The sequence below is a fragment of the Maritimibacter sp. HL-12 genome (assembly GCF_900177545.1).
Lineage (GTDB): Bacteria > Pseudomonadota > Alphaproteobacteria > Rhodobacterales > Rhodobacteraceae > Sinisalibacter.
Window position 1 is genome coordinate 2,113,872 of record NZ_FXBQ01000001.1, and the last position, 21,766, is coordinate 2,135,637.

General features: G+C 66.3%; 21 protein-coding genes. 12 read left to right on the forward strand and 9 right to left on the reverse strand.

What is annotated here, in order from left to right:
• Positions 1-112 precede the first annotated feature (112 nt).
• The 12 genes from B9Y97_RS10640 to B9Y97_RS10695 are packed head-to-tail and all read left to right on the forward strand — an operon-like array spanning position 113 to position 14,008.
• Positions 113-1,030, forward strand: coding sequence for a carbohydrate ABC transporter permease (locus B9Y97_RS10640; protein WP_085526714.1), 918 nt, complete (start codon positions 113-115; stop codon positions 1,028-1,030).
• A gap of 1 nt (position 1,031) precedes the next feature.
• Positions 1,032-1,877 (forward strand): carbohydrate ABC transporter permease, encoded by an 846-nt coding sequence (locus tag B9Y97_RS10645; protein ID WP_085526715.1) that lies wholly within the window; start codon positions 1,032-1,034, stop codon positions 1,875-1,877.
• The gene (locus tag B9Y97_RS10650; protein ID WP_085526716.1) at positions 1,874-3,976 is read left to right on the forward strand and encodes an alpha-galactosidase; all 2,103 of its coding nucleotides are present in this window, start codon (positions 1,874-1,876) and stop codon (positions 3,974-3,976) included. Before B9Y97_RS10645 ends, B9Y97_RS10650 begins: the two co-directional genes overlap by 4 nt.
• Positions 3,973-4,965, forward strand: coding sequence for a UDP-glucose 4-epimerase GalE (gene galE / locus B9Y97_RS10655; protein ID WP_085526717.1), 993 nt, complete (start codon positions 3,973-3,975; stop codon positions 4,963-4,965). Before B9Y97_RS10650 ends, galE begins: the two co-directional genes overlap by 4 nt.
• Positions 4,966-4,986: 21 nt before the next feature.
• Complete coding sequence (locus tag B9Y97_RS10660) at positions 4,987-6,030, forward strand: UDP-glucose--hexose-1-phosphate uridylyltransferase (RefSeq protein WP_085526718.1); 1,044 nt, start codon at positions 4,987-4,989, stop codon at positions 6,028-6,030.
• 1 nt (position 6,031) lies between these two features.
• Positions 6,032-7,144, forward strand: coding sequence for a galactokinase (gene galK, locus B9Y97_RS10665; RefSeq protein ID WP_176224347.1), 1,113 nt, complete (start codon positions 6,032-6,034; stop codon positions 7,142-7,144).
• Positions 7,145-7,190: 46 nt separating this feature from the next.
• The gene (locus B9Y97_RS10670; RefSeq protein WP_085526720.1) at positions 7,191-8,900 is read left to right on the forward strand and encodes an IlvD/Edd family dehydratase; all 1,710 of its coding nucleotides are present in this window, start codon (positions 7,191-7,193) and stop codon (positions 8,898-8,900) included.
• Positions 8,900-9,670 (forward strand): SDR family NAD(P)-dependent oxidoreductase, encoded by a 771-nt coding sequence (locus B9Y97_RS10675; protein WP_085526721.1) that lies wholly within the window; start codon positions 8,900-8,902, stop codon positions 9,668-9,670. Before B9Y97_RS10670 ends, B9Y97_RS10675 begins: the two co-directional genes overlap by 1 nt.
• Positions 9,667-10,569 (forward strand): 2-dehydro-3-deoxygalactonokinase, encoded by a 903-nt coding sequence (locus B9Y97_RS10680; protein WP_085526722.1) that lies wholly within the window; start codon positions 9,667-9,669, stop codon positions 10,567-10,569. The genes B9Y97_RS10675 and B9Y97_RS10680 overlap by 4 nt, the downstream gene beginning before the upstream one ends.
• Position 10,570: 1 nt before the next feature.
• Positions 10,571-11,176 carry a 2-dehydro-3-deoxy-6-phosphogalactonate aldolase gene (locus B9Y97_RS10685; protein WP_085526723.1) on the forward strand — a complete coding sequence of 202 codons (606 nt, stop codon included), beginning with the start codon at positions 10,571-10,573 and terminating at the stop codon, positions 11,174-11,176.
• Positions 11,167-12,024, forward strand: coding sequence for an SMP-30/gluconolactonase/LRE family protein (locus tag B9Y97_RS10690; protein WP_085526724.1), 858 nt, complete (start codon positions 11,167-11,169; stop codon positions 12,022-12,024). The genes B9Y97_RS10685 and B9Y97_RS10690 overlap by 10 nt, the downstream gene beginning before the upstream one ends.
• Positions 12,025-12,028: 4 nt before the next feature.
• The gene (locus B9Y97_RS10695) at positions 12,029-14,008 is read left to right on the forward strand and encodes a beta-galactosidase (RefSeq protein ID WP_085526725.1); all 1,980 of its coding nucleotides are present in this window, start codon (positions 12,029-12,031) and stop codon (positions 14,006-14,008) included.
• A 33-nt stretch (positions 14,009-14,041) separates the two neighbouring features.
• Here B9Y97_RS10695 and B9Y97_RS10700 read toward each other — a convergent pair whose 3' ends face one another.
• The 9 genes from B9Y97_RS10700 to B9Y97_RS10740 form a co-directional block, all read right to left on the reverse strand.
• Positions 14,042-14,719 (reverse strand): DUF1523 family protein, encoded by a 678-nt coding sequence (locus B9Y97_RS10700; RefSeq protein ID WP_085526726.1) that lies wholly within the window; start codon positions 14,717-14,719, stop codon positions 14,042-14,044.
• Positions 14,720-14,726: 7 nt separating this feature from the next.
• Entirely contained in the window at positions 14,727-15,002 is a 276-nt protein-coding gene (locus B9Y97_RS10705) for a hypothetical protein (protein WP_085526727.1), read from the reverse strand.
• A 2-nt stretch (positions 15,003-15,004) separates the two neighbouring features.
• Entirely contained in the window at positions 15,005-16,354 is a 1,350-nt protein-coding gene (locus tag B9Y97_RS10710) for a DUF6638 family protein (RefSeq protein ID WP_085526728.1), read from the reverse strand.
• 136 nt (positions 16,355-16,490) lie between these two features.
• Positions 16,491-16,826, reverse strand: coding sequence for a hypothetical protein (locus B9Y97_RS10715; RefSeq protein WP_085526729.1), 336 nt, complete (start codon positions 16,824-16,826; stop codon positions 16,491-16,493).
• A gap of 10 nt (positions 16,827-16,836) precedes the next feature.
• Positions 16,837-17,205, reverse strand: a complete 369-nt coding sequence (locus tag B9Y97_RS10720; RefSeq protein ID WP_085526730.1) for a hypothetical protein — start codon at positions 17,203-17,205, stop codon at positions 16,837-16,839.
• Positions 17,205-19,145, reverse strand: coding sequence for an AAA family ATPase (locus B9Y97_RS10725; protein ID WP_085526731.1), 1,941 nt, complete (start codon positions 19,143-19,145; stop codon positions 17,205-17,207). The genes B9Y97_RS10720 and B9Y97_RS10725 overlap by 1 nt, the downstream gene beginning before the upstream one ends.
• Before the next feature lie 41 nt (positions 19,146-19,186).
• Entirely contained in the window at positions 19,187-20,329 is a 1,143-nt protein-coding gene (locus B9Y97_RS10730; RefSeq protein WP_085526732.1) for a hypothetical protein, read from the reverse strand.
• A complete protein-coding gene (locus B9Y97_RS10735; RefSeq protein WP_085526733.1) occupies positions 20,326-20,520 on the reverse strand; it encodes a hypothetical protein in 195 nt (64 codons plus the stop codon). Before B9Y97_RS10735 ends, B9Y97_RS10730 begins: the two co-directional genes overlap by 4 nt.
• The gene (locus B9Y97_RS10740) at positions 20,517-21,596 is read right to left on the reverse strand and encodes a GumC domain-containing protein (RefSeq protein WP_085526734.1); all 1,080 of its coding nucleotides are present in this window, start codon (positions 21,594-21,596) and stop codon (positions 20,517-20,519) included. The genes B9Y97_RS10735 and B9Y97_RS10740 overlap by 4 nt, the downstream gene beginning before the upstream one ends.
• Positions 21,597-21,766: the final 170 nt, after the last annotated feature.

Consider the following 21,766-nt stretch of genomic DNA (forward strand, 5'->3'; position numbering starts at 1 on the left):
CAGAGCGGAGGTGCGGCCGGCATCGCCCGGCCGCGCCTTTGGCCCGCTCGCCCGCTCTCGCGCCGCGGCCGGGCCATCACTTCCAGCCGAGACCTGCACAAGGGGCGCCCCGATGAGCCTTGCAAGCACCGAACGCCGTTCCCGGTCGTGGTGGCGTGAACACCAGCAAAGACTGACACCTTATGTCTTTCTGATCCCCGGCCTGATCTTCTTTCTCGTCTACGTGATCATCCCGATCTTCGAGAGCTTCTGGCTCTCGGGCTTCAAATGGGACGGTCTGGGCGAGAAAACCTGGATCGGTATGGCCAACTACCGCGAATTGTTTGACGACGAAGCCTTCTACACATCGCTCAAGAACAACATCATCTGGCTCGTGCTCTACCTTCTCGCGGTGCCCGCCGGGTTGTTCATCGCGATCTTTCTCAACCAGCGTGTGCGCGGTATCCGCGTCTACAAGTCGTTCTTCTTTTTTCCCTTCGTGATTTCGCAGGTCGTCGTCGGCCTGATCTTCGCGTGGTTCTACGCGCCGAATTTCGGGCTGTTCTACCTCCTGGTCGAAAAACTCACCGGCACCGGCATCGCCGTGCTGGCCGACCCCGATCTGGTGACCTACGGCATCATCGCCGCCGGGCTCTGGCCGCAGATCGCCTATTGCATGATCCTCTACCTGACCGGCCTCAACGCCGTCGATCCCGAGCAGGTGGAAGCCGCACGGCTCGACGCGGCGAAGGGCTGGAAGATGCTCTGGTACGTGATCCTGCCGCAGCTTCGGCCCGCCACCTTCATCGCCGTCGTCGTCACCGTGATCGGCGCGCTGCGCTCCTTCGACCTGGTCTCGATCATGACCGACGGTGGCCCGTTCGGCTCCTCCCGCGTGCTCTCGTTCTACATGTATGAGCAGGCGCTCTCGGAATACGGCTACCGGATGGGCTACGGCGCATCCATCGCGGTGATCCTGTTCCTGATCATGATGGTCTTCATCTCCGGGTTCATCTGGAAGATGGTCGAAGACGAACGCCAGGGGAATTGACATGTTTCCACGTCCAATCGAACAAAGATCGCGGGCGGCCCGGGTCGGCTACCAGCTTGCGCTGCCGGTCGCGCTCCTGCTCTGGCTGCTGCCGTTGCTCGGGGTGGCGGTCACCTCGCTGAAGCCCGCCTCCGATCTCGCGTCGGGCAATTACTTCGGCCTGCCCAGCCACCTGGCCTTCTCCAACTACGCCGACGTGTTCAACAACTCGCCGATCGGGCAATACATCTGGAACTCGTTCAAGGTGACGATTCCCACGGTGATCGGCACGCTGGTGCTGTCGTCGCTCACCGGCTTCGCGCTGGGCATCTACCGGTTCCGCGGCAACATCGTGATCTTCTTCATGTTCGTCGCGGGCAATTTCGTGCCGTTCCAGATTCTCATGGTGCCGGTACGCGACATGACGGTGAACATGGGGCTCTACAACACCACCACCGGGCTCGTGCTGTTCCACATCGCGTTCCAGACCGGGTTCTGCACCCTGTTCATGCGCAACTTCATCCGCGCCCTGCCACGTGCGCTGATCGAGGCGGCGCGGGTCGAGGGCGTGAGCGAGGTCCGGATCTTCTGGTATATCGTGTTGCCGCTGATGCGGCCGGCGATCGCGGCGCTCAGCGTGCTGATCTTCACCTTCATCTGGAACGATTACTTCTGGGCCACGGTGCTGACCACCTCGGCCTCCACCCAGCCGGTGACGGCAGGCCTCTATGCGCTCAACGGTCTCTGGATCGCCCAGTGGCAACTGGTGTCGGCCGGGGCAATCGTGGCGGCGATGCCGCCGGTTCTGATGTTCTTCCTCATGCAGCGCCACTTCATCGCCGGGTTGACGCTCGGGGCGGTGAAATGATCCACAGTTGGCGGCTTGACGATGCACATCAAACGCTGGTTCTCGCGGCACAGGGTGCGCGGCTGGCGGCGGTGGTTTACTGGGGTCCGCGCCTGCCGGATAGCGAGGATATCGCCGGGCTGCACGCGGCCGGGCTGATCGACCTGACCGGCGGGATGCTTGACGACATTCCTGCGTTGTCGATCTGCCCCGAAGCGGGCCGCAGCTTTCAGGGCCAGCCCGGGCTCGTGCTCAGCGATGACGCGGGCCGGCCGTGGGTACCGGAGTTCCACCTTGTCGGTGCGGAGGAGGGCGAAGGCAGCCTTGTTCTGAGCTATGCCGACGACAATGGCGCGCTCAGCTATCGCGCGCGCTTCGGGATTGACCGGGAAACCCACGTGATCACCGCGCAGGCCAGCCTTGAATCCGCACGGCCCATGCGGCTTCATTGGCTCGCCGCGCCGGTGCTGCCCGCGTCGCAGCACGCGGCCGATATGATTGACTTCGCCGGGCGCTGGTGCGGTGAGTTCCAACCCGTGCGCACCCCCTGGGCCCCCGGGATTCGCATGCGTGAAAGCCGCACGGGCCGCTCGGGGCACGAGCATTTCCCCGGCCTGATCGTGCCGGGGCAGGGGGCGACCAACACCCAAGGCGAGGCCCACGCCTGGCACTACGGCTGGTCGGGCGGGCACCGGATGGTGGCCGAAGAACTGCCCGATGGGCGGCGGCAGATCCAGTTTGGCCACGCCAGCGGGACCGAACCGGAGGCGGGCACGCGGTTTGAGACCGCGCCGCTCTACGCCACGTTTTCACCCGACGGGATCAACGGCTGCGCGGTCGCCTTCCAGCGCCACCTGCGCGACCGGATCGTGACATGGCCGAAGCCCGATGCACCGCGCCCGGTGCATTACAATTGCTGGGAGGCGGTCTATTTCGACCACGACCTCGCCGAGTTGAAAGACATCGCCAGCCGCGCTGCAGCCCTAGGCGCCGAGCGCTTCGTGCTTGATGACGGTTGGTTCGGGCGGCGCGACGATGACACCACCTCGCTCGGCGATTGGGTGATCGACGCGCGCAAGTACCCCGACGGGCTCACACCGCTGATCGAGCATGTGCACGGCCTTGGCATGGGCTTTGGCCTCTGGTTCGAGCCCGAGATGGTGAACCCCGACAGCGACCTCTACCGCGCCCGGCCCGACTGGGTTCTTGGCCCTGCCGACCAGATCCCCGGGCGTAACCAGATGGTGCTCGACATGTCCCGGAGGGAGGTGCGCGATTATCTCTACGACAGGATCGCCGCCCTGCTTTCGGACAACGCGATCGACTACATCAAGTGGGATCACAACCGCCTGTTGCCGACGCCTGATGCGGAGCAGACCCGCGGTGCCTATGCGCTGCTCGACCGGCTGCACGGTGCCTTTCCGATGGTCGAGATCGAAAGCTGTGCTTCCGGTGGCGGGCGGATCGACTTCGGCATCCTCGGCCGCACCCAGCGGGTGTGGCTGTCGGACAGCAACGATGCACTGGAGCGGCTGAGAATCCAGCACGAGGCGGCGCTGTTCCTGCCCGCGGTGGTGACCGGCAGCCATGTCGGCCCACGCCGCAGCCACACTTCGGGCCGGGTGCTCGATATCCGCTTCAGGGCCTGGGTGGCGGCGCAACGCCACATGGGCTTCGAGATGGATCCGCGCGAGTTGAGCGAGGAAGAGGCCGGGGTGCTGACCTCGGCAACGACCTGGTGGAAAGCAAATCGCGGCTGGATGGCACGCGCCGATATCCTGCGGCTCGACAGCGCCGACCCGGCGGTGATCGCCGAACAGCAGCTTGCCGAAGATGGCGCGCGCTTTGTCGTCTTCGCCGGGCAGGCGGCCACCTCGGCGCAGATATCGCCGCGCCCGCTGCGGCTCACCCGGCTGTCGGCGGAGGCGATGTATCGCGTCGACCTGGTCAACCGTGCCGATCTGACCGGGCTTTCGCGCGGCAACCCGGCGCTGAAATCCGGACCGGTCACGCTTTCCGGCCAGTACCTGATGCGTCACGGGCTCACGCTGCCGTGGAGCTTTCCCGGCAGCATGTGGGTTCTGGAAGGCACACGGCTGCAAGAGGAGGGCACGTCATGAGCGGGAAGGTTCTGGTTTGCGGCGGGGCGGGCTACATCGGCTCGCACATGGTGCGCCAACTGGTTGCGGCGGGGTTCGAGCCGGTGGTGTTCGACAATCTCTCGCAGGGCCATGCCGCCGCCGTCGAGGGCGTGCCGCTGGTGCGTGGTGATCTGCTCGATCCGGCGGCGCTTGCGGCGGTTTTCGCCGGGCATGAGTTCGATGCGGTCTATCACTTCGCCGCATTGATCTCGGTGGGTGATTCCGTCATCGCGCCCGAACTCTATTACCGCAACAACGTGGTCGGCGCGCTCAACCTGCTCGACGCGATGCGTACGGCGGGCGTGGGTCGGATCGTGTTTTCCTCCACCGCCGCGGTTTACGGCAACCCCCGGACCGACAAGATCGCGGAAACCCACCCGCAGGCCCCGATCAATCCCTACGGATGGTCGAAGCTGATGATGGAACAGATCCTCGCCGACCATGCCCGCGCCCACGGCATCCGCGCGGTGAGCTTTCGCTATTTCAACGCCGCCGGGGCCGATCCCGGCGGCGCGATCGGCGAGGCGCATGATCCCGAGACCCACCTTGTGCCCAACATCCTGTGCGCGGCCCTCGGATTGCGCCCCATGCTGGAGATCTTCGGCGACGATTACGACACAAGCGACGGCACCTGCGTGCGCGACTACATCCACGTGAACGACATCGCCTCGGCGCACCTGGCCGCGCTCGACTGGATGGATGCGCATGAGGGGGCGCACGTCTTCAACCTCGGCAATGGAAGCGGCTTCAGCAACCTCGAAGTTCTGGAAGCGGCACGGAAGGTGACTGGCATCGACATTCCCCATCGCATCCGGCCCCGGCGCGAGGGCGACGCGGGCACGCTCGTGGCCGATAGCGCGAAGGCGCAATCGCACCTGGGCTGGCGGCCGCAGCACAGCGGGATAGAGGAGATCATCGAGAGCGCCTGGGCCTGGCATCGCGCGCCGAAATACGGGCCATTCGCCTGAGACAAGACGGAACGCAACACCATGGACCACTTCGATTTCGACGAACACCCGCACCGGCGCTACAACCCGCTCAAGGGCGAGTGGGTGCTGGTCTCGCCGCATCGCAACAAGCGCCCGTGGCAGGGCCAGAGCGAAAAGACCGCCGCGGCGGTCAAACCGCCCTACGATCCGGGCTGCTACCTCTGCGCGGGCAATACCCGCGCCAATGGCCAGACCAACCCCGACTACCGGGGGCCATGGGTGTTCGACAACGATTTTCCGGCGCTCCTGCCCGATGCTCCCGAAGGCGGCCCGGCAAGCGATCCGCTGTTTCGTGCCGAGGCCGCGCGCGGCACCGCGCGGGTGATCTGCTTTTCCGAGCGCCACGATCTGACCCTGCCGGAAATGAGCGTGCCGGCGATCCGGGCGGTGGTGGATGTCTGGGCCGGGCAACTGGCCGAGCTTGGCCAACGCTATGACTGGGTGGCAATCTTCGAGAACAAGGGCGCGGTGATGGGGTGTTCCAATCCCCACCCGCACGGCCAGATCTGGGCTTCCGATTTCCTTCCCAACGAGGTCGCGCGCGAAGACGCCGAGCAGGCGCGTCATCTGGCCGAGACCGGCGAGAACCTTCTGGTGGCCTATGCCGAACGCGAGGCCGCGCTGGGCACCCGCGTGGTGGAGCGCAACGATCACTGGCTGGCGGTGGTGCCGTTCTGGGCAGTGTGGCCGTTCGAGACCCTTGTTCTGCCGCGCCGCCACGTGCTGCGGCTGACCGATCTGGAGGACGATGAGCGCGACGCGCTGGCCGACCTTCTCAAGCGGCTCTGTACCCGCTACGATAACCTCTTCGAGACCGAATTTCCCTACACGATGGGCTGGCACGGCGCGCCGATGACGGATAGGGATCACCGCCATTGGCAGTTGCACGCGCATTTCTATCCGCCGCTCCTGCGCTCGGCGACGGTGCGCAAGTTCATGGTTGGTTACGAGATGCTGGCGGAAGCGCAGCGTGATCTGACGGCCGAAACGGCGGCGGCGCGGCTGCGCGATCTGCCGACGGTGCATTACAAGGCAGGAGGGTGACGTGCATACATCCACCGAAACCGAGCTGAACCGGGCGGCGGCAGAGGGCTTCGCGGCGCGTTACGGGCGGCCACCCGCCGCCGTCGCCTTCGCGCCCGGCCGGGTCAACCTGATGGGCGAACACACCGACTACAACGGCGGGGTCGTGCTGCCGATGCCGCTGGGGCTCGGCGTTTCGGTCGCGCTTGGCACCGGCGACATCCCGGGCGAGATCCGGTTTGCCAGCGCCGCGTTCGAGGCCGAGGAAACCCGCAGGGTTGAGGAGGCGTCCACCGGGGCCTGGTCGGATTACGTGCTGGGTGCGCTGAAGGCGCTGGCCGAGCCCGAGATTGCCGCCGCCGGGCTCTGTGTTTTCGTTGCCTCCAACCTTCCGGTCGGAGCCGGGCTATCGAGCTCGGCGGCGGTCGAGATCGGCACGCTGCGCGCCGCGGCGGCGCTGTTCGGCAAGCCCGTCGACCCGGTGGACTTCGCCTTGAGAGCCCGCAAGGTCGAGAACGAATTCGTCGGGATGCCCTGCGGGATCATGGACCAGTTCACGGTGTCCGTCGGCGTCCCCGGCAACGGGCTGTTCCTCGACACACGCACGCTCGAGTACCACCCCGCGCCGCTGCCCGACGGCCACAGCTTCCTGGTGATCCACTCGGGCGTCAGCCACCGGCTCACCGAGAGCGGCTACGCAACCCGCGTGGCCGAGTGCAAGGCCGCCTGCGAAGCACTGGGCGTCGAGATGCTGAGCGATCTGGGACCGGATGACCTCGCCCGGATCGACGCGCTCGCGGAGCCCTTGAACCGCCGCGCGCGCCATATCGTGACCGACAACCGGCTTACCCGGGAGGGCTTCGCGGCGCTCAAGGCTGGCGACGCCAACATGTTCGGCCAACTGATGGTCGAAAGCCATGCCACCGAGCGGGACAACTATGAAATCACCGTGCCCGAGACCGACGCGATGGTCGAAGCTGCGGTTGCCGATGGCGCGCTCGGCGCGCGACAGACCGGCGGGGGGTTTGGCGGCGCCATCGTGGTGCTGGTGGCCGACGCGGAGGTCGATGGGTTCACCGACCGGTTCGCCCGGGCCTTCCCGGGCACCAGGTTGCTGGCCGTGACGTCGGCATAGGAGTGCAGCCCCGGCCGCCGGGGCGTCGATATTTGGGAGCAGGGACATGACCAAGACCCGCCGCAACCGCGCATGGTATGGCAAGACCGACAGGGACGGTTTCATCCACCGCTCGTGGATGAAGAACCAGGGCTTTCCCGACCATGTGTTTGACGGCCGCCCGGTGATCGGCATCTGCAACACCTGGTCGGAGTTCACGCCCTGCAATTCGGGGCTGCGCGAGCTCGCCGAAGGGGTCAAGCGCGGGGTCTGGGAGGCGGGAGGTTTTCCGGTGGAGTTCCCGGTGATGAGCCTTGGCGAAACCCAGATGAAGCCCACCGCGATGCTGTTTCGCAACCTGCTGGCGATGGACGTGGAGGAATCGGTCCGCGCCTACGGCATGGATGGGGTGGTGCTGCTCGGCGGCTGCGACAAGACCACGCCGGGCCAATTGATGGGCGCGGCCTCGGTCGATCTGCCGACCATCGTGGTCAGCGCCGGCCCGATGCTCAATGGCAAGTGGAAGGGCCGCGACATCGGCTCGGGCACCGACGTGTGGAAATTCTCCGAAGCGGTGCGTGCGGGCGAGATGACCTTGCAGGACTTCATGGCCGCTGAAAGCGGCATGAGCCGCTCGAAGGGCGTCTGCATGACGATGGGCACGGCCAGCACCATGGCATCGCTGGTGGAGGCGATGGGGATGAGCCTGCCGCTGAACGCGGCACTGCCCGCCGTCGATTCGCGGCGCATGGCGTTGGCACACATGACCGGCAGGCGTATTGTCGAAATGGTGGAAGAAGACCTGAAGTTTTCCGACGTCGCCACCCGCGCAAGTTTCGAAAACGCCATCCTTGCCAACGCGGCGGTGGGCGGCTCGACCAACGCGGTGGTGCACCTGCTCGCCATTGCCGGGCGGCTCGACATCGAGCTTTCGCTCGACGATTTCGAGATCGGTTCCGAGGTGCCCTTGCTCGTCAACTGCATGCCCTCGGGGCAATACCTGATGGAAGACTTCGCCTATGCCGGGGGGATGCCGGTGGTTCTGAAGGAGCTTGCGCCGCTGCTGCGCCCGGCGCGCACGATCATGGGGGGCGAGATCTCGGCCTATGCCGAAGGGGCCGAATGCTACAACGACGACGTGATCCGCCCGCTCGCGAACCCGCTCAAGCCCGCATCCGGGGTGCGGGTTCTGCGCGGCAATCTCGCGCCGGACGGGGCGATCATCAAACCTTCCGCCGCCTCGCCGCATCTGCTGGAACACGAGGGCGAGGCGCTGGTGTTCGAGAGCATCGAAGACTTCAAGGCCAATATCGACCGCGAGGATCTGGCCGTGACTCCCGATACCGTTCTGGTGCTGAAAGGCTGCGGGCCGAAGGGCTACCCCGGGATGCCCGAGGTCGGCAACATGCCGATCCCGGCGCGGCTGGTGAAGCAAGGTGTGCGCGACATGGTACGGATTTCGGATGCGCGGATGTCGGGCACCGCTTTCGGAACCGTGGTGCTGCACGTCGCGCCCGAGGCCCAGGCCGGTGGCCCGCTGGCGCTGGTGCACACCGGCGACCGGGTGCGGCTTTCCGCGAAGGACGGAAAACTGGAATTGCTCGTCGATGCCGCCGAACTGGAGCGCCGCCGCGTCGCGTGGCGGCCCGATCCGCCGCGCTATACCCGTGGCTACGCCAAGCTCTATTTCGATCACGTCATGCAGGCCGACCGGGGGGCCGATCTCGATTTTCTCGTCGGCAAGGATACCCGTCCGGTGACACGGGAGAGCCATTGATGAGCGCCTATGCCAGCTTTCACGACCTTGCGGGCGCAAGCGTGTTCATCACCGGCGGTGGCGCGGGCATTGGCGCGGCGCTGACCGAGGGGTTCATCGCCCAGGGCGCGCGCGTGGCCTTCGTGCAGCGGTCGGATGGCACCGCCTTCTGCGACGAGGTCGAGGCCCGGCAAGGCGCGCGGCCCATGTTCATCCGCTGCGACATCACCGATATTGCCGCGCTGAAGGCGGCGGTGGCCGAGGCCGCCGAAACGCACGGGCCGGTGACGGTGCTCGTCAACAATGCCGCGAACGACGAGCGGCACCGGACGGAAGACGTGACGGAGGCGTTCTGGGATCGCGCCCAGGCGATCAATCTCAAGGCGCATTTCTTCGCCGCGCAGGCGGTTGTGGCGGGGATGCGCGCGGCCGGGGGCGGGGCGATCATCAACGTCACCTCGATCAGCTACATGATGGGGCAGGGGGCCTACCCGGCCTATACCAGCGCGAACTCGGCCCTGAACGGGCTTACCCGCAGCCTCGCGCGCGAGTTCGGCCCCGATGGCATCCGCGTGAATGCGCTCGCCCCGGGCTGGGTGCTCACCGCGAAGCAACTGGAGAAATGGGCCACCCCGCAGGCGCTTGCCGCCCATCTCGACCGGCAATGCCTCAAGACCCATCTCGCGCCGGAGGACATGGTCGATGCGGCGCTGTTCCTGGCCTCGAAGGCAAGCCGCATGATGACCGGGCAGGCGCTGGTGGTCGATGGCGGCGTGGTGGTGACGGGATGAGCGGGCTGGCCGACTGGATCGCGGTGGACTGGGGCACCTCCCGGCTCAGAGCCTGGCCGATCGACGGCGCGGGGCACGTGATTGCCCACCTTTCCTCCGACAAGGGCATGGGCGGACTGGCACCACAGGCGTTCGAGCCGGCCCTGCTCGATCTCGTTGCGCCCCACCTCGACCCGGTGCGCGCCACCCCGGTGATTGCCTGCGGCATGGTCGGCGCGCGGCAGGGCTGGGCCGAGGCAGGCTACGAGGCGGTGCCCTGCGCGCCGCCGGGGTTGGCGCGTGCCACCCGCGCGCCCGCGACCGATCCGCGCCTTGACGTGGCGATCCTGCCCGGGCTGCGCCAGGAAAGCCCCGCCGACGTGATGCGGGGCGAGGAAACCCAGATCGCCGGATTCCTCGCCGCCACGCCCGGTTTCGACGGCACGATCTGCCTGCCCGGAACGCATAGCAAGTGGGTGCAGGTCAGCGCCGGCGAGGTGGTGAGCTTTCGCAGCGTGATGACGGGTGAGCTTTTCGCCGCTATTGCCGGGCACACGGTTCTGCGCCACAGCCTTGGCGAGCCGAACGATGAGAGCGCCTTCCTCGAGAGCGTTGCCGAGGCCATGGCCCGGCCCGAGGCACTGACCGCGCGCCTGTTCGGGCTCAGGGCGGAGGCGCTGTTGCACGGGCTGGCCGCCGATACCGCCGCCGCGCGGGCCTCGGGGCTGCTGATCGGGCTCGAACTGGCGGGCGCGCGCGGCTACTGGCTGGGCACCCGGCTTGCGCTGGTCGGTGCCCCGGCGCTCACCGCGCGCTATGCCGCCGCGCTGGCGGCGCAGGGGGCCGTGCCCGAGATTGCCGACGGCGATGCCATGGTGCTGGCGGGGTTGCAGGCCGCATGGGCGCAGGCAGGAGAGTAGGATGGAGCGCAAGATCATCGCCATTCTGCGCGGGGTCACGCCCGGAGAGGTGGTTGCCATCGGCGCGGAACTGATCGGGGCCGGGATCGACATCATCGAAGTGCCGCTCAATTCGCCCGACCCGCTCGATAGCATCGCGGCGCTTGCCCGCGCCTTCAGCGGGCAGGCCCGGATCGGCGCGGGCACGGTGCTCGCGCCACGCGAGGTGGGGCAGGTGCACGCGGCGGGCGGAACGTTGATCGTCTCGCCCGACACCAATCCGGAGGTGATCGCGGCGACCAAGGCGGTGGGAATGGCGTCCTATCCCGGCGCGATGACGCCAAGCGAGTGCTTCGCTGCGCTGCGCGCCGGGGCCGACGGGCTCAAGCTGTTCCCCGCCAGCCTGATCGGGCCGGAGGGGCTGAAAGCGATCCGCGCGGTGCTGCCCGGCGGCACCGAGACCTTCGCTGTCGGTGGCGCGGGGCCGGACAACTTTGCCGCATGGCGTGCAGCGGGGGCCACCGGTTTCGGGATCGGCACCGCTCTGTATGCACCGGGGCGGACACCGGCCGATGTGCGCCAGCGGGCGGAGGCCATCGTGACCGCTTATGACGAGGCATGGCGATGACGGTGCCGCAGGTTTTCGACAAACGCCGATGCGAGCTTGGAGAAGGCCCGCTGTGGCATCCGGAGCGGGGGCAGCTCTTCTGGTTCGACATCCTCGGCAAACGCTTGCTCAGCCGCGACGAAACCGGCGCGCGGCAGTGGCAGTTCGACGAACACGTGTCGGCGGCGGGCTGGATCGACCGCGACAGCCTGCTCATCGCCTCGCAAACCGCGCTGTTCGCCTTCGAAATCGAAACCGGCGCGCGCTCGGATATTGTGCCGCTGGAGGCCAACAATCCGGTGACCCGCTCCAACGATGGCCGCGCCGATCCGTTCGGCGGCTTCTGGATCGGCACGATGGGCAAGGCGGCGGAACCGGGTGCCGGAGCGATCTACCGCTTCTTCGAGGGCAAGGTAGAACGGCTTTTCGCCGGTATCACCATCTCCAACGCGATCTGTTTTGCGCCCGACGGGCGCACCGCCTATTTCGCCGATACCGTCGAGCGCCGGATCCAGCGCCAGAAGCTCGACGATGCGGGCTGGCCCGAAGGCGCGCCAAAGGTGTTTGTCGATCTCTCGCGGGATGGGCTGAACCCGGACGGGGCCGTGGTCGACGCCGAGGGGTGTTTGTGGAATGCGCAATGGGGGGCGTCGCGGATCGCACGCTATGCGCCCGATGGCGTCTTCCTGTCGGCCATTTCCATTCCGGCGAGACAGACAAGCTGCCCCGCTTTCGGCGGCGCTGAGCTGAAAACCCTTTTTGCCACCAGTGCCGCGGAGGGGATTGACGCCCCCGCCGACGGCGACGGGCTGACCTTCTCGGCAGACACCGGGATCACCGGTCAGGCCGAGCACAGAGTGAAGGTTTGACACCATGAAACGCGCGCTTGGATGCTGCTACTACCCCGAACACTGGCCCCGCGAGATCTGGGCCGAGGATGCCGCCCGGATGGCCGAAGCGGGCCTCACATGGGTGCGGATCGGTGAATTTGCCTGGTCGCGGCTGGAGCCCTCTCCCGGCGATTACCGCTTCGAGTGGCTCGACGAGGCGATCGAAACGCTGGGCGCGGCCGGCCTCAAAGTGGTGCTCGGCACCCCCACGGCGACGCCGCCGCGCTGGATGATTGAGCGGCACCCCGACATGCTCGCGGTCGATGCCGAGGGCCGTCCGCGCGGCTTTGGTTCGCGGCGGCACTACGATTTCAGCCACGAGGGCTACAAGGCCGAATGCGCGCGGATCGTCACCGAGCTTGCCCGGCGCTATGGCCGCAACCGCCATGTGGCCGCGTGGCAGACCGATAACGAGTATGGCTGCCACGATACCGTGATTTCCTGGTCCGACGCGGCGCGGCAAGCCTTTCGGCAGTGGCTGCGCAACCGCTATCCCGGCGCGGGCAACGATGGCGATATCGAGGCGCTCAACACCGCCTGGGGCAACGTGTTCTGGTCGATGGAATACCGCGATTTCGACGAGATCGCCTTGCCCAACCTCACGGTGACCGAGCCGAACCCGTCGCACAGCCTCGATTTTCGCCGCTTCAGCTCCGACCAGGTGGTGGCGTTCAACCTGCTTCAGGCCGAGATCATCCGCGCCTATTCCGACGCACCGATCGCGCATAACTACATGGGCAAGGAAACCCGCTTCGATCACTTCGCGGTCGGGGCCGATCTCGATATCGCCAGTTGGGACAGCTACCCGCTCGGCTTTCTCGAAGACCGGATCGAGCGCGAGGCGGGTTACAAGCGTCGCTTCGCGCGGCAGGGCGACGCCGATTTCCAGGCCTTCCACCACGATCTCTATCGCGCCGTGGGGCGCGGGCGGATGTGGATCATGGAGCAGCAGCCCGGCCCGGTGAACTGGGCACCCTACAATCCGCTGCCGCTGCCGGGCATGGTACGGCTCTGGACTTGGGAGGCCTTCGCCCACGGGGCCGAGGTGGTGAGCTATTTTCGCTGGCGGCAGGCACCGATGGCGCAGGAACAGATGCACGCGGGGCTGCTGCGGCCCGACAGCGCCGAGGCACCTGGGCTGGCGGAGGCGCGGGCCGTGGCGGCCGAGATCGCCGAGGCACCGGAGGTGATGCAGGCGCAGGCACCGGTGGCCATCGTCTTCGACTACGACGCCGATTTTGCATGGACCGTGCAGCCGCACGGGCGCGGGCTCGACTATTTCTGGCTGGTGTTCGACACCTACCGCGCCCTGCGCGCGCTGGGCCAGTCGATCGACATCCTGCCGCCCGGCACGCGCGATTTCAGCGGCTATCGCCTCGTCGCGGTGCCCGGCATGATGCACATGCCCGACGATCTGAAATCGGCGTTGGCGGCGAGCGAGGCCGTGGTGGTGATCGGCCCGCGCAGCGCGGCGCGCGACGCGACGATGCGCATTCCGGTGCCGCTGCCGCCGGCCCTGCCCGGGCTCGACGTGACCGTGGCGCGGGTGGAAACCATCCGCCCCGACATGCCGCTCGGGCTGGAGAAGGGCGGCGCGGCGATCGGCTACCGAGAGGTGCTTGAAGGCGGTGCGGCGGTGCTGGCGCGCACGGAGGCGGGCGAGGCGGTGCTCGTCGGGACCGACAAGCTGCATTACCTCGGGGCCTGGCTCGACCAGCCGGGCCTGCGCCGGGTCATGGCCGGGCTGTGCGACGCGGCCGGGCTGGAGACGCTGGATCTGCCCGATGGGGTGCGGCTGCGGGAGACCGGCACGGAACGCTTCTGGTTCAACTACGACAGCGAGGCCCACGAGGTGGCCGGGCGTCACCTCGGGCCGGTCTCGGTGGTGCGCGAGGCGGTGGCGCGCAAAGACCAGGCGCTGCCGAGACAGGGTTTTCCCGGTGCCTGGAACGCAGGGGCGTGACGGTATCCGCGCCGAAACCGGTGCGGCCCGGTCCTACTTGCCGCGCCAGCTATCGAGCCAGCGCTTGATCCGGCCGCGCTTGTCATCGGCATAGGTATCGACCTTCTCCCAGGCGTCACGGGTGTCTTCCAGCGCGGGATCAATCGTGCGTTCCCGAAATTGCAGCCACATCGCCCGGACGACAAGCACCAGCACGATCATCGTGATGAAGAAGAAGATGTTGAACCAGGGGATGATCGTCGCGTCCGGGCTTTCCACCGGCCGGATCGCCACCGCGTTGGGGAAGGTTGAAAGCAACTCCATCCGCCAGCCATAATGCGTCATCACCGCCCATTTCGGGTTCTCCGGCGTCGAGCGCAGATCGTCGGCCTCGGTCTGCAGGCTGGCGGTATCGAACTTGAAGTAGGGCGGCCATGACCAGCCGGTATCTTCGTTGCGATAGACCATGACCTCGTCGGACTCGCGCTGGATGAAACCGAAAAGCCAGGATTTCTTGCGCACGGTCTGGATGAACTGCACGTCGCGGTTGGAAAGCGAGGTGGCCTGATCGTCAGGGCTGGCCCAGAAGATCCGTGTCCAGTCGTTGAGGTCCTGGCGTTCCTGGTAGGTGTTGACCACCCGCACCACGTCATGCTGCGGCAACGTGTAGTGCAGGAAGGCGCCGAGGATCAGCGCGACGATGGCGAAAACGATGTTACGGGCAGTGCGCATGGGAGCCTCAGGTGACGTTGACGATGATCATGATCGCGAACATCGCGACCAGCGGGACGACGTAGATGAGCGCGATCAGCTTGGGGCGGATCGAGGCGTTGTATTGTTCCATGCCCTTCTCGATGAAGGCGGCACGCTGGGGGCTGCTGGTGTCGCCCGGATTGCGCTCGGCCCATTCGTTTTCGAGGTTCTCGCGCCGGAGCGACCGGGCATAGAGCGACACGGCGAGATAGATCACCGAAAGCAGGAGAAAGCCGAAAACGAGCAGTCGTGCGAATGCCATGGCTACCTCCTTACCGCGCCCCAGGGGCCTACGAGATCGACGATATCATCTTTCGGGGGGCGGGGGCCAGTGCGCCACGGCGACGGCGGCGGCCCTCCGAACAGCGCCTCGCGCGCCCCGGCCTTGTTGGCCGCATAATCGCGGGCGAGGAATTCCACCACGAAGTCTTTCTTGGCGTCCGGCCAGTCGCGATACGCGGCGTAGAAGGCCGGTTTGTGGGTGATGAACAACTGCCGGATATCGAGCGGCGCAAGCTCGGAGAGAAGCTGGTTGATCAGGTCGCGGTCGGGGTGATCGGCGCGGGCGCGCAGGGTGTAGAAATAGGCCGGGTTGTCCGAGGCGATGCGCGGCCACTTGCCGCCGTTGAGCGCCCAGCGCACGAGTTCGCCCAGCTTGCGAAACTCCTCCGGCAGGTGCCCCGCCATGCGCTGCGCCAGCCGGTGCAGGCTGCGCGGATCGAAGCCGTCGATCTTCAAGCCTTCCGAGGTGGCGGCATCGACGAGGATGAAATCCATCTTCTGGCGCAGGATCGCCGCACCGTCGACGCCGCGCGCCTTGATCACCGGCTCCACGAGTTCGTTCACCTCCAGAAAGGTGGCGATGGCGTTGCGCATGGTGAGGTCGTAGGTCTCCACCGGCAATTCCCCCAGTTCGCCACGCGGCTTCACCGAGATCGCGGCGGGGCGGCCTTCATCGCGAAACACGTAGATCCCGCCGAACAGCGCCGTCCAGAAATTGCCCTGCTCATAGGTCGGGCGGCCGAGATCGATCGGGTTGCGGGTCACGTCGCCGGTTTTCTTCGCAAGCTCGATCATCTCGGCGATCAGCACGTCGTCGAACCAGGCATCTTCCTCGCCCTGGAACCGCTCGATCTTCTCGGCCAGCTTGCGGGCATTGGCGACATGCGCCTGGGTGGTGTCGGCCACCACGGTGATCTTGCGGATGTCGAAGAGCCGCGCGGGGGAGGAGACCTCGAACACCGAATTATCAAGCTCACCCGCCACCGCATCATGCGCGGTGAGGGCGAAAAGCTTGGCCTCGTTCTCCTCGATGAACTGGCGCAGGATCTCGCGCGAGGTCGAAAACTGCGCATTGAGCAGCGGCGCGGTTTTCTGCCTTGTGTCGAGGATGATGAACTGCCGGTTCACCCCGCCCGGATTGAGATAGAAATGATCGCCCAACTCCTCGCCGATCTCGTAGGAATAGCCCGAGATATCGACGTGAAACTCTGGCAGCGCCGTGCGCTTGCCCGACAGCCGCTCCAGCGCGCGGTTATAGCGCTCGACCAGCGCCGGGCTGTCGACCCGGATCAGGTTGCCGAACATCAGGCCACGGGAGATGAGGCGCTTCATTGTTTGTGCTCCGCCTGTGCAGAGCCCCGCCCGGCGGCACGCCGGGCAGCGCCCGACCGCCCCCCCCACGGGCGGGCGCTTCTCGCCCACCCGCGGTCGGGCCCTGCCCGGCTTGTGGTGCGCGCCATGTCGTTCGTCATCCCTGCGCCCCCTTTCCCCGGCGATACACTACCAGAAACGTCACCACATAGGCCACGATCGGCACGAAGCTCGCGGCGTAGACCATGACGAAGAACTGACCGCCGAGTGCCGTTTCCACCGCGATCCCCTGTCGGATGAACAGCCATTCCACCAGCACCGCGAGCTTGGCCGCGCCCTGCAGCACCGCCAGCGAGATCACGATGGCGATGAGCAGGACGATGGCGTTCAACGCGCCCCCCGCGGCGGCGATCCGGCGCGCGACTGCGCTTGCGACGAGCGCCACCACGGCGGCGGCGACAAGCGTTGTTGCGATCAGAATGGTCCAGTCCATGCCCGTTTCCCTATCTTTCATTCTCGCCACGCGGGCCGTCACCGTCCACCCTGCGCGCGATATCTTCGCCACGCCGTCGCTCCACCGCCTGCGCGCGCACGAACCACGAAAGCACGAGCAGCGGTGCCCAGACCAATGCGGCCAGCCCCGAGCCGCGCAGCACCGCGGCGAGCCGGGGGGTGCCATCGCCAGCCCCGTAAAGCAGCGCGAACAGCCCCGCCCCCGCCACGAGCGTCAGCGCCGCGGCAAGCCCGATCCCGAGCGCGAGCCGCCTTTGCGAGCGCGTCGCGCGCGGCACCGTCACCAGCGGCAGCACGAGGGCGAGTGCCGTCAACGCGGCCAGTGGCAAGCCGGTATTGAGAAGGCCGAAGCTCTCCATCAGCCAACCTTGCCTGCGAGGTAGCGCCGCTTGGCTTCCGCGGTGAGCCGGAAGTCGCGCGCCATCCGCTCGATCGCCGCTTCGTCGGAGGTATCGGCATAGCGGAACTCGCTGTCGGCGTAGCGGTTGATCTCCTGGATCACCATGTCCACCGTGATCGGCTGGCGCAATTCCTCGATCATCGCTTTTTTCACGTCATAAGGCTGGAACAGGAACACCTCGGGCTCTTCCATCCACTCATCCGGCAGTTCGAAATCCATCGCCCGCACCTTGATCGCGTCGGTGATGTTCTTGATCGCGCGGCCGGTGAACCTCTCGTCCGCCTCCTGGATGGCCTTGAGATAAGTGCCGAGCTTGGCGATGGTGTTGAGCTTGCCGATATCCTTCGCGACCCGCTCGAACACCCGTTCCAGACCCTCCTCCCGCGGGCGGGCGTGGCGCGCGAAGCTCGCGGCTACCGCCCGCTTGATCTCCTGCGCGGCGTAAAGCTCGTGGTCGCCGAGCGGGATCGCGTGGTTCTTGCCCATCAGCAGGTGCAGGATGTCGATGTAATCCTCCCGCGTCTGCGGCCCATCGACGAGAAAGCGCGCGCCTGCCCGCTGGCGCAGCGCATCATCGACGTTCTCGGGGTAGTTCGAGAACATCCCGAAGGTGCAGTTGCCGCGCACCACGGTATTGGCGCCGGAAAAGCTCTCCATCAGAACCGCGGTGATCTCCAGTTGCCCCGCCGATGATTGCCGGTCGCCGCGCTTGCCGGCAAGCTGGTCGATATCGTCGATCGTGCCGAAGCCGATCACGTTCGGGTCGAGCACGGTGTTGATGAAGGCCTTGGCGTTCTGGGCCGATTTGCCCTGGTAGCTGTCGATGCTCTCGGTCGAAAGGTTCTGGTAGCGGAACGGGTAGCCCGCGACCTCGCAATAGCCGTTGATCAACCCGGCCATCATCCGGATCAGCGTGGTCTTGCCGGTGCCCGGCTTGCCGTCGCCCATGAAGGTGAAGATGAAACCGCCAAGCTCGGCAAAGGGGTTGAGCTTGCGGTCGAAATCATAGGCCATCAGCATCTTGGCCAGCTTCATCGCCTGGTACTTGGCGATGTGGTTGCCCACCACCTCGTGCGGTTTCTTGAAACTCATGGTGAGCCGGGTGCCGCGCGCCTTTCGGCTCGGGGTGAAGCCCGAGATGGCGAGATCGTCGGCGGCAACGTGGTAGTTCACCCCGGTGAACGGGGAAAGCCGCGGCGCGGTCTGGGCGCGCAGGGCGACCTGCTCCATCAACTGCTCGGCAAAGGCCATCACCGTGGCCACCAGCCGTGCCTCGTCATCGGCCATCAGCGCGATGTTCTGGTCAAGCTCCCACAGGGCCCCGTGCAGCGCCAGCATGGCGTTGTCGGTCAACACCTCCTCGACGCGGCCCACCTCCACGCTCACCTCCCCCGCATGCGGCGCGAGCAGGAAGGAGGTGGCATTGGCGAAGACCGAAAGCGCCACCAGCGCCTCCGCCGCGAGCAGTTCCGCGAAGGCTTCGGCCCGGTCGGCCCCGAGCGCGGCTTCGAGGTTCTGCTTCTTCATCGCGGTGAGTCCGGTCTGCCCGCCGTAGGCCTCGGCCACCGCGAGCGAGATCGCCAGCGCCCGGCGCAGCGTGTGCAGAACCGTGGCCTGAAGTGGCGAGACGATCGGATCGTCGCCGTCGCTCGCCTCGATCCGGGCGATCAGGTGCACCCCCTCGGGCCGGGCCGTCGAGCGCGTCACCAGCCCCGGCGTGGTCGAGCGAAACCGCCGCCCGGTGCTCACCCCGGGAGAACGCTCCACTGCCTCGGCCGCGACCTTGGCCTTGGCGATCCTCGGGGTATGGTCGATGCCTTCGAGCATCGCCGCCGCCGCCGCGTAATGCGCGCGGATTTCTTCCTCGCGAAGCTCCATCCGGTCTGCCGGCAATGACATGGCCTGCTCCTTTTGCTGGGGCCCCGGGCGCGCCCGGGCCCTCACATGTAACTCAACACCCGCCCGCCCGGGCTCACCACGAACTTGCGCACCTCGCGAAACCCGGCCGGGTTTTTTTCGGCCAGAACCTGGAACGGGCGCTGCGGCAGGATGATCGCGCGGCTCATCCGCGTGACGCCGCCGTCAGCGCCCGCTACGGCGAAGGGATCGAGCGCGAAGATCTCGCGCTCGACGTTGCCGAACCAGCCGGATTTTTCCGTCTCCACCCGCTCGCTCTCAAGGTCTTCCACCGTCCAGGCCAGCGCCCAGTCTTCGCCGGGCGGGCTTTTCGCCTCTTCGAGCACCTCGCGCAGCGGCCCGGTCTGGCGGGTGAAGGCGTGCGAATACATCGGGCCGACGTGAATGCGCCTCAGCCGCTTGGGGTGCAGGTCGTCGAAATCGCGGTCGAATCCACTGGCGATGGTGACCAGCTTCAGCCCCGCCACCGATTGCGCCATCAGGTGCGCCTGCACCTCGGGCCAGCGGCGCTCGTCTTTCGGGAGCGCGGTTCGGCCGGTATCGTCCACGTCCATCAGGTAGATCGTGGGGATATTGAGGCCGGCGTCGTAGACCGCCCAGTGCACGAGGTAGCGCCGCCGGAGCGCGCGGCCTTCCTCGAGGTTGCCGAGCCAGACCGCATCGGCATCCATCTGCGGCCAGAACAGATCGCCGCGCGCAAGCTCCTCGTAGTAGAGCCGCTGGCTCATCGCGTATTGCAGCTTGGTGGGGACCGTGAGGTTGCCGACGATCTCGCGCACCATCTGCGCCTTCAGCTCGTCAGGCCCTGGCATGTTGCGGATGTGGCGATGGGCCTGTGCCGCGTCGGTGGCCATCTGCATCAGTTCGGAATGAACCGGAAAGCCGGAATCCTCGCGGTCGAAGGTGAGTTGCCCGGGTAGCGGCCCCTCGATCCGCCCGGCCATGTGATACTTGTTGGCCAGCGCCCGGAAGGTGAAGCCCAACGCCACGATGTAGCGCGCCAGCACCTCGACCTCGCGCCGGTCGAGCGCGCCTTCGGCCTCGAACTGTGCCGCCACCCGCGCCAGATGCCCGGTGATCGCGCGAAACTTGGCGAAGTAGCGCCGGGTGACGCGGGTGTCTTCCAGCGCGATATGATCGGAAGGGAGTGGGCCGGGCCGGGTCATTTCCGCGCCTGTCTTTCGCGCCACCACAGCCAGCCGCCTGCGACAGCCACCACCGCCAGCGCCGCGGCGGTGATCCAACCGGCGGGGCTGGAGAGGCCCGAGCGTGCGCCGACAAGGTCGCGCGGCAAGAGGCTCATCGCCGCGAGGGCGAAGAGGGCAAGGAGAATCGCGATCGTGGCGAGTGTTTTCATGCCCCGTAGAGGTTCTTGTCGTGTTTCTCGACGATCTCGGCAAAGCGCCGCGCGAAGCGTTCGTCGGCCCTGGCCTTGGCTTCCAGCACATCGCGGGCAAAGACCATGTGTTCCTCGTGCGCTTCCATCATGTCGGCCATCTTCTGGTTCGTCGCGGTGCCGATCGACGCCATCGCGGCCTGGGCTTCCTTGTCGGTTTCCACCCCGATCTCGTTGATCCGGTGGGCGACGTCCTGCTGCTGGGCGGTTTTCAGCGACTTCGACAGCGCGTCGTAGAGCACCACGCGCTGCTTGGTGTCGGTTTGCAGCTTGTTGATCAACACCATCTGGGTGGCGGCCTGGTTCTGCAGCGAATCGACCCAGGTCTTGCCCTTTTCGATGTAGCGCTCCAGCGTCTGGCTGCGGGCGAGCTTGACCTGCTCTTCCTGCACCAGCGCGTTGTAGCGGGCGTTCATCTCGGCGAGTTCGGTTTCCAGCTTGGTGCGGGCGGCGGCATCCTGCTCGACCGCGATCTTGTTTTCCAGCTTGATGATCTCGGGGTCCATCCCCGCAATCTCGGCGCGCAGTTGCTCGAGTTCGCCGACGGTCATTTCACGCTCGTCGAGGGTTTCGGACAGGTTGGTCTCGACCCGCGCCTTCTGCTCGTTCAGCATGTCGAGCTGGCCCTGCAGGAGCTTCACGATCACGTCGGATTTCGCGATCAGATCCTGCAGCTTGTCGTCGATCGAGGCGGTGCGCATCCGCTCCTGCCGCAGGCTTTCCGACTTGTGTTTGGAGAAGATGCCCACGAGGCTTTCCCAGCCCGTTTTCGTGCGCATCTCGTCGAAATCCTTCGAGAACGCGGCAGTGATATCGTCGAGCCCCATGATCAGTTCGGCGATGTTGGCGTTCATGATATCGGTATGCGTGTGCACGTCATCGAGCGTGGCGTTCTCGATGTCGATGGCGATATCGTCGCCGGTTTTCAGCTTCGTCCGGGCGGTTTCGATCCGGGTGGTCAGTTCTGAGATCTTGCTTTGCGCTTCGGCCACCTGGGCCTGGCTTTCCCGAATCTGGGTGTCGAGGGTCGCGGCCATGGGATTTTCCTCAAAGTAAATGATCGTAACATCAAGTTGGGCTCAGACTAGCGCGATTTCAACGGCGTGGGGAGGCGCAATCCGGGGTTCGGGTGGACATTTTGCAGTTCATATATTCGATTGTCGTGATGTTTATCTTTGCCATACCGGGCGGGGTGGTGTTACGAACC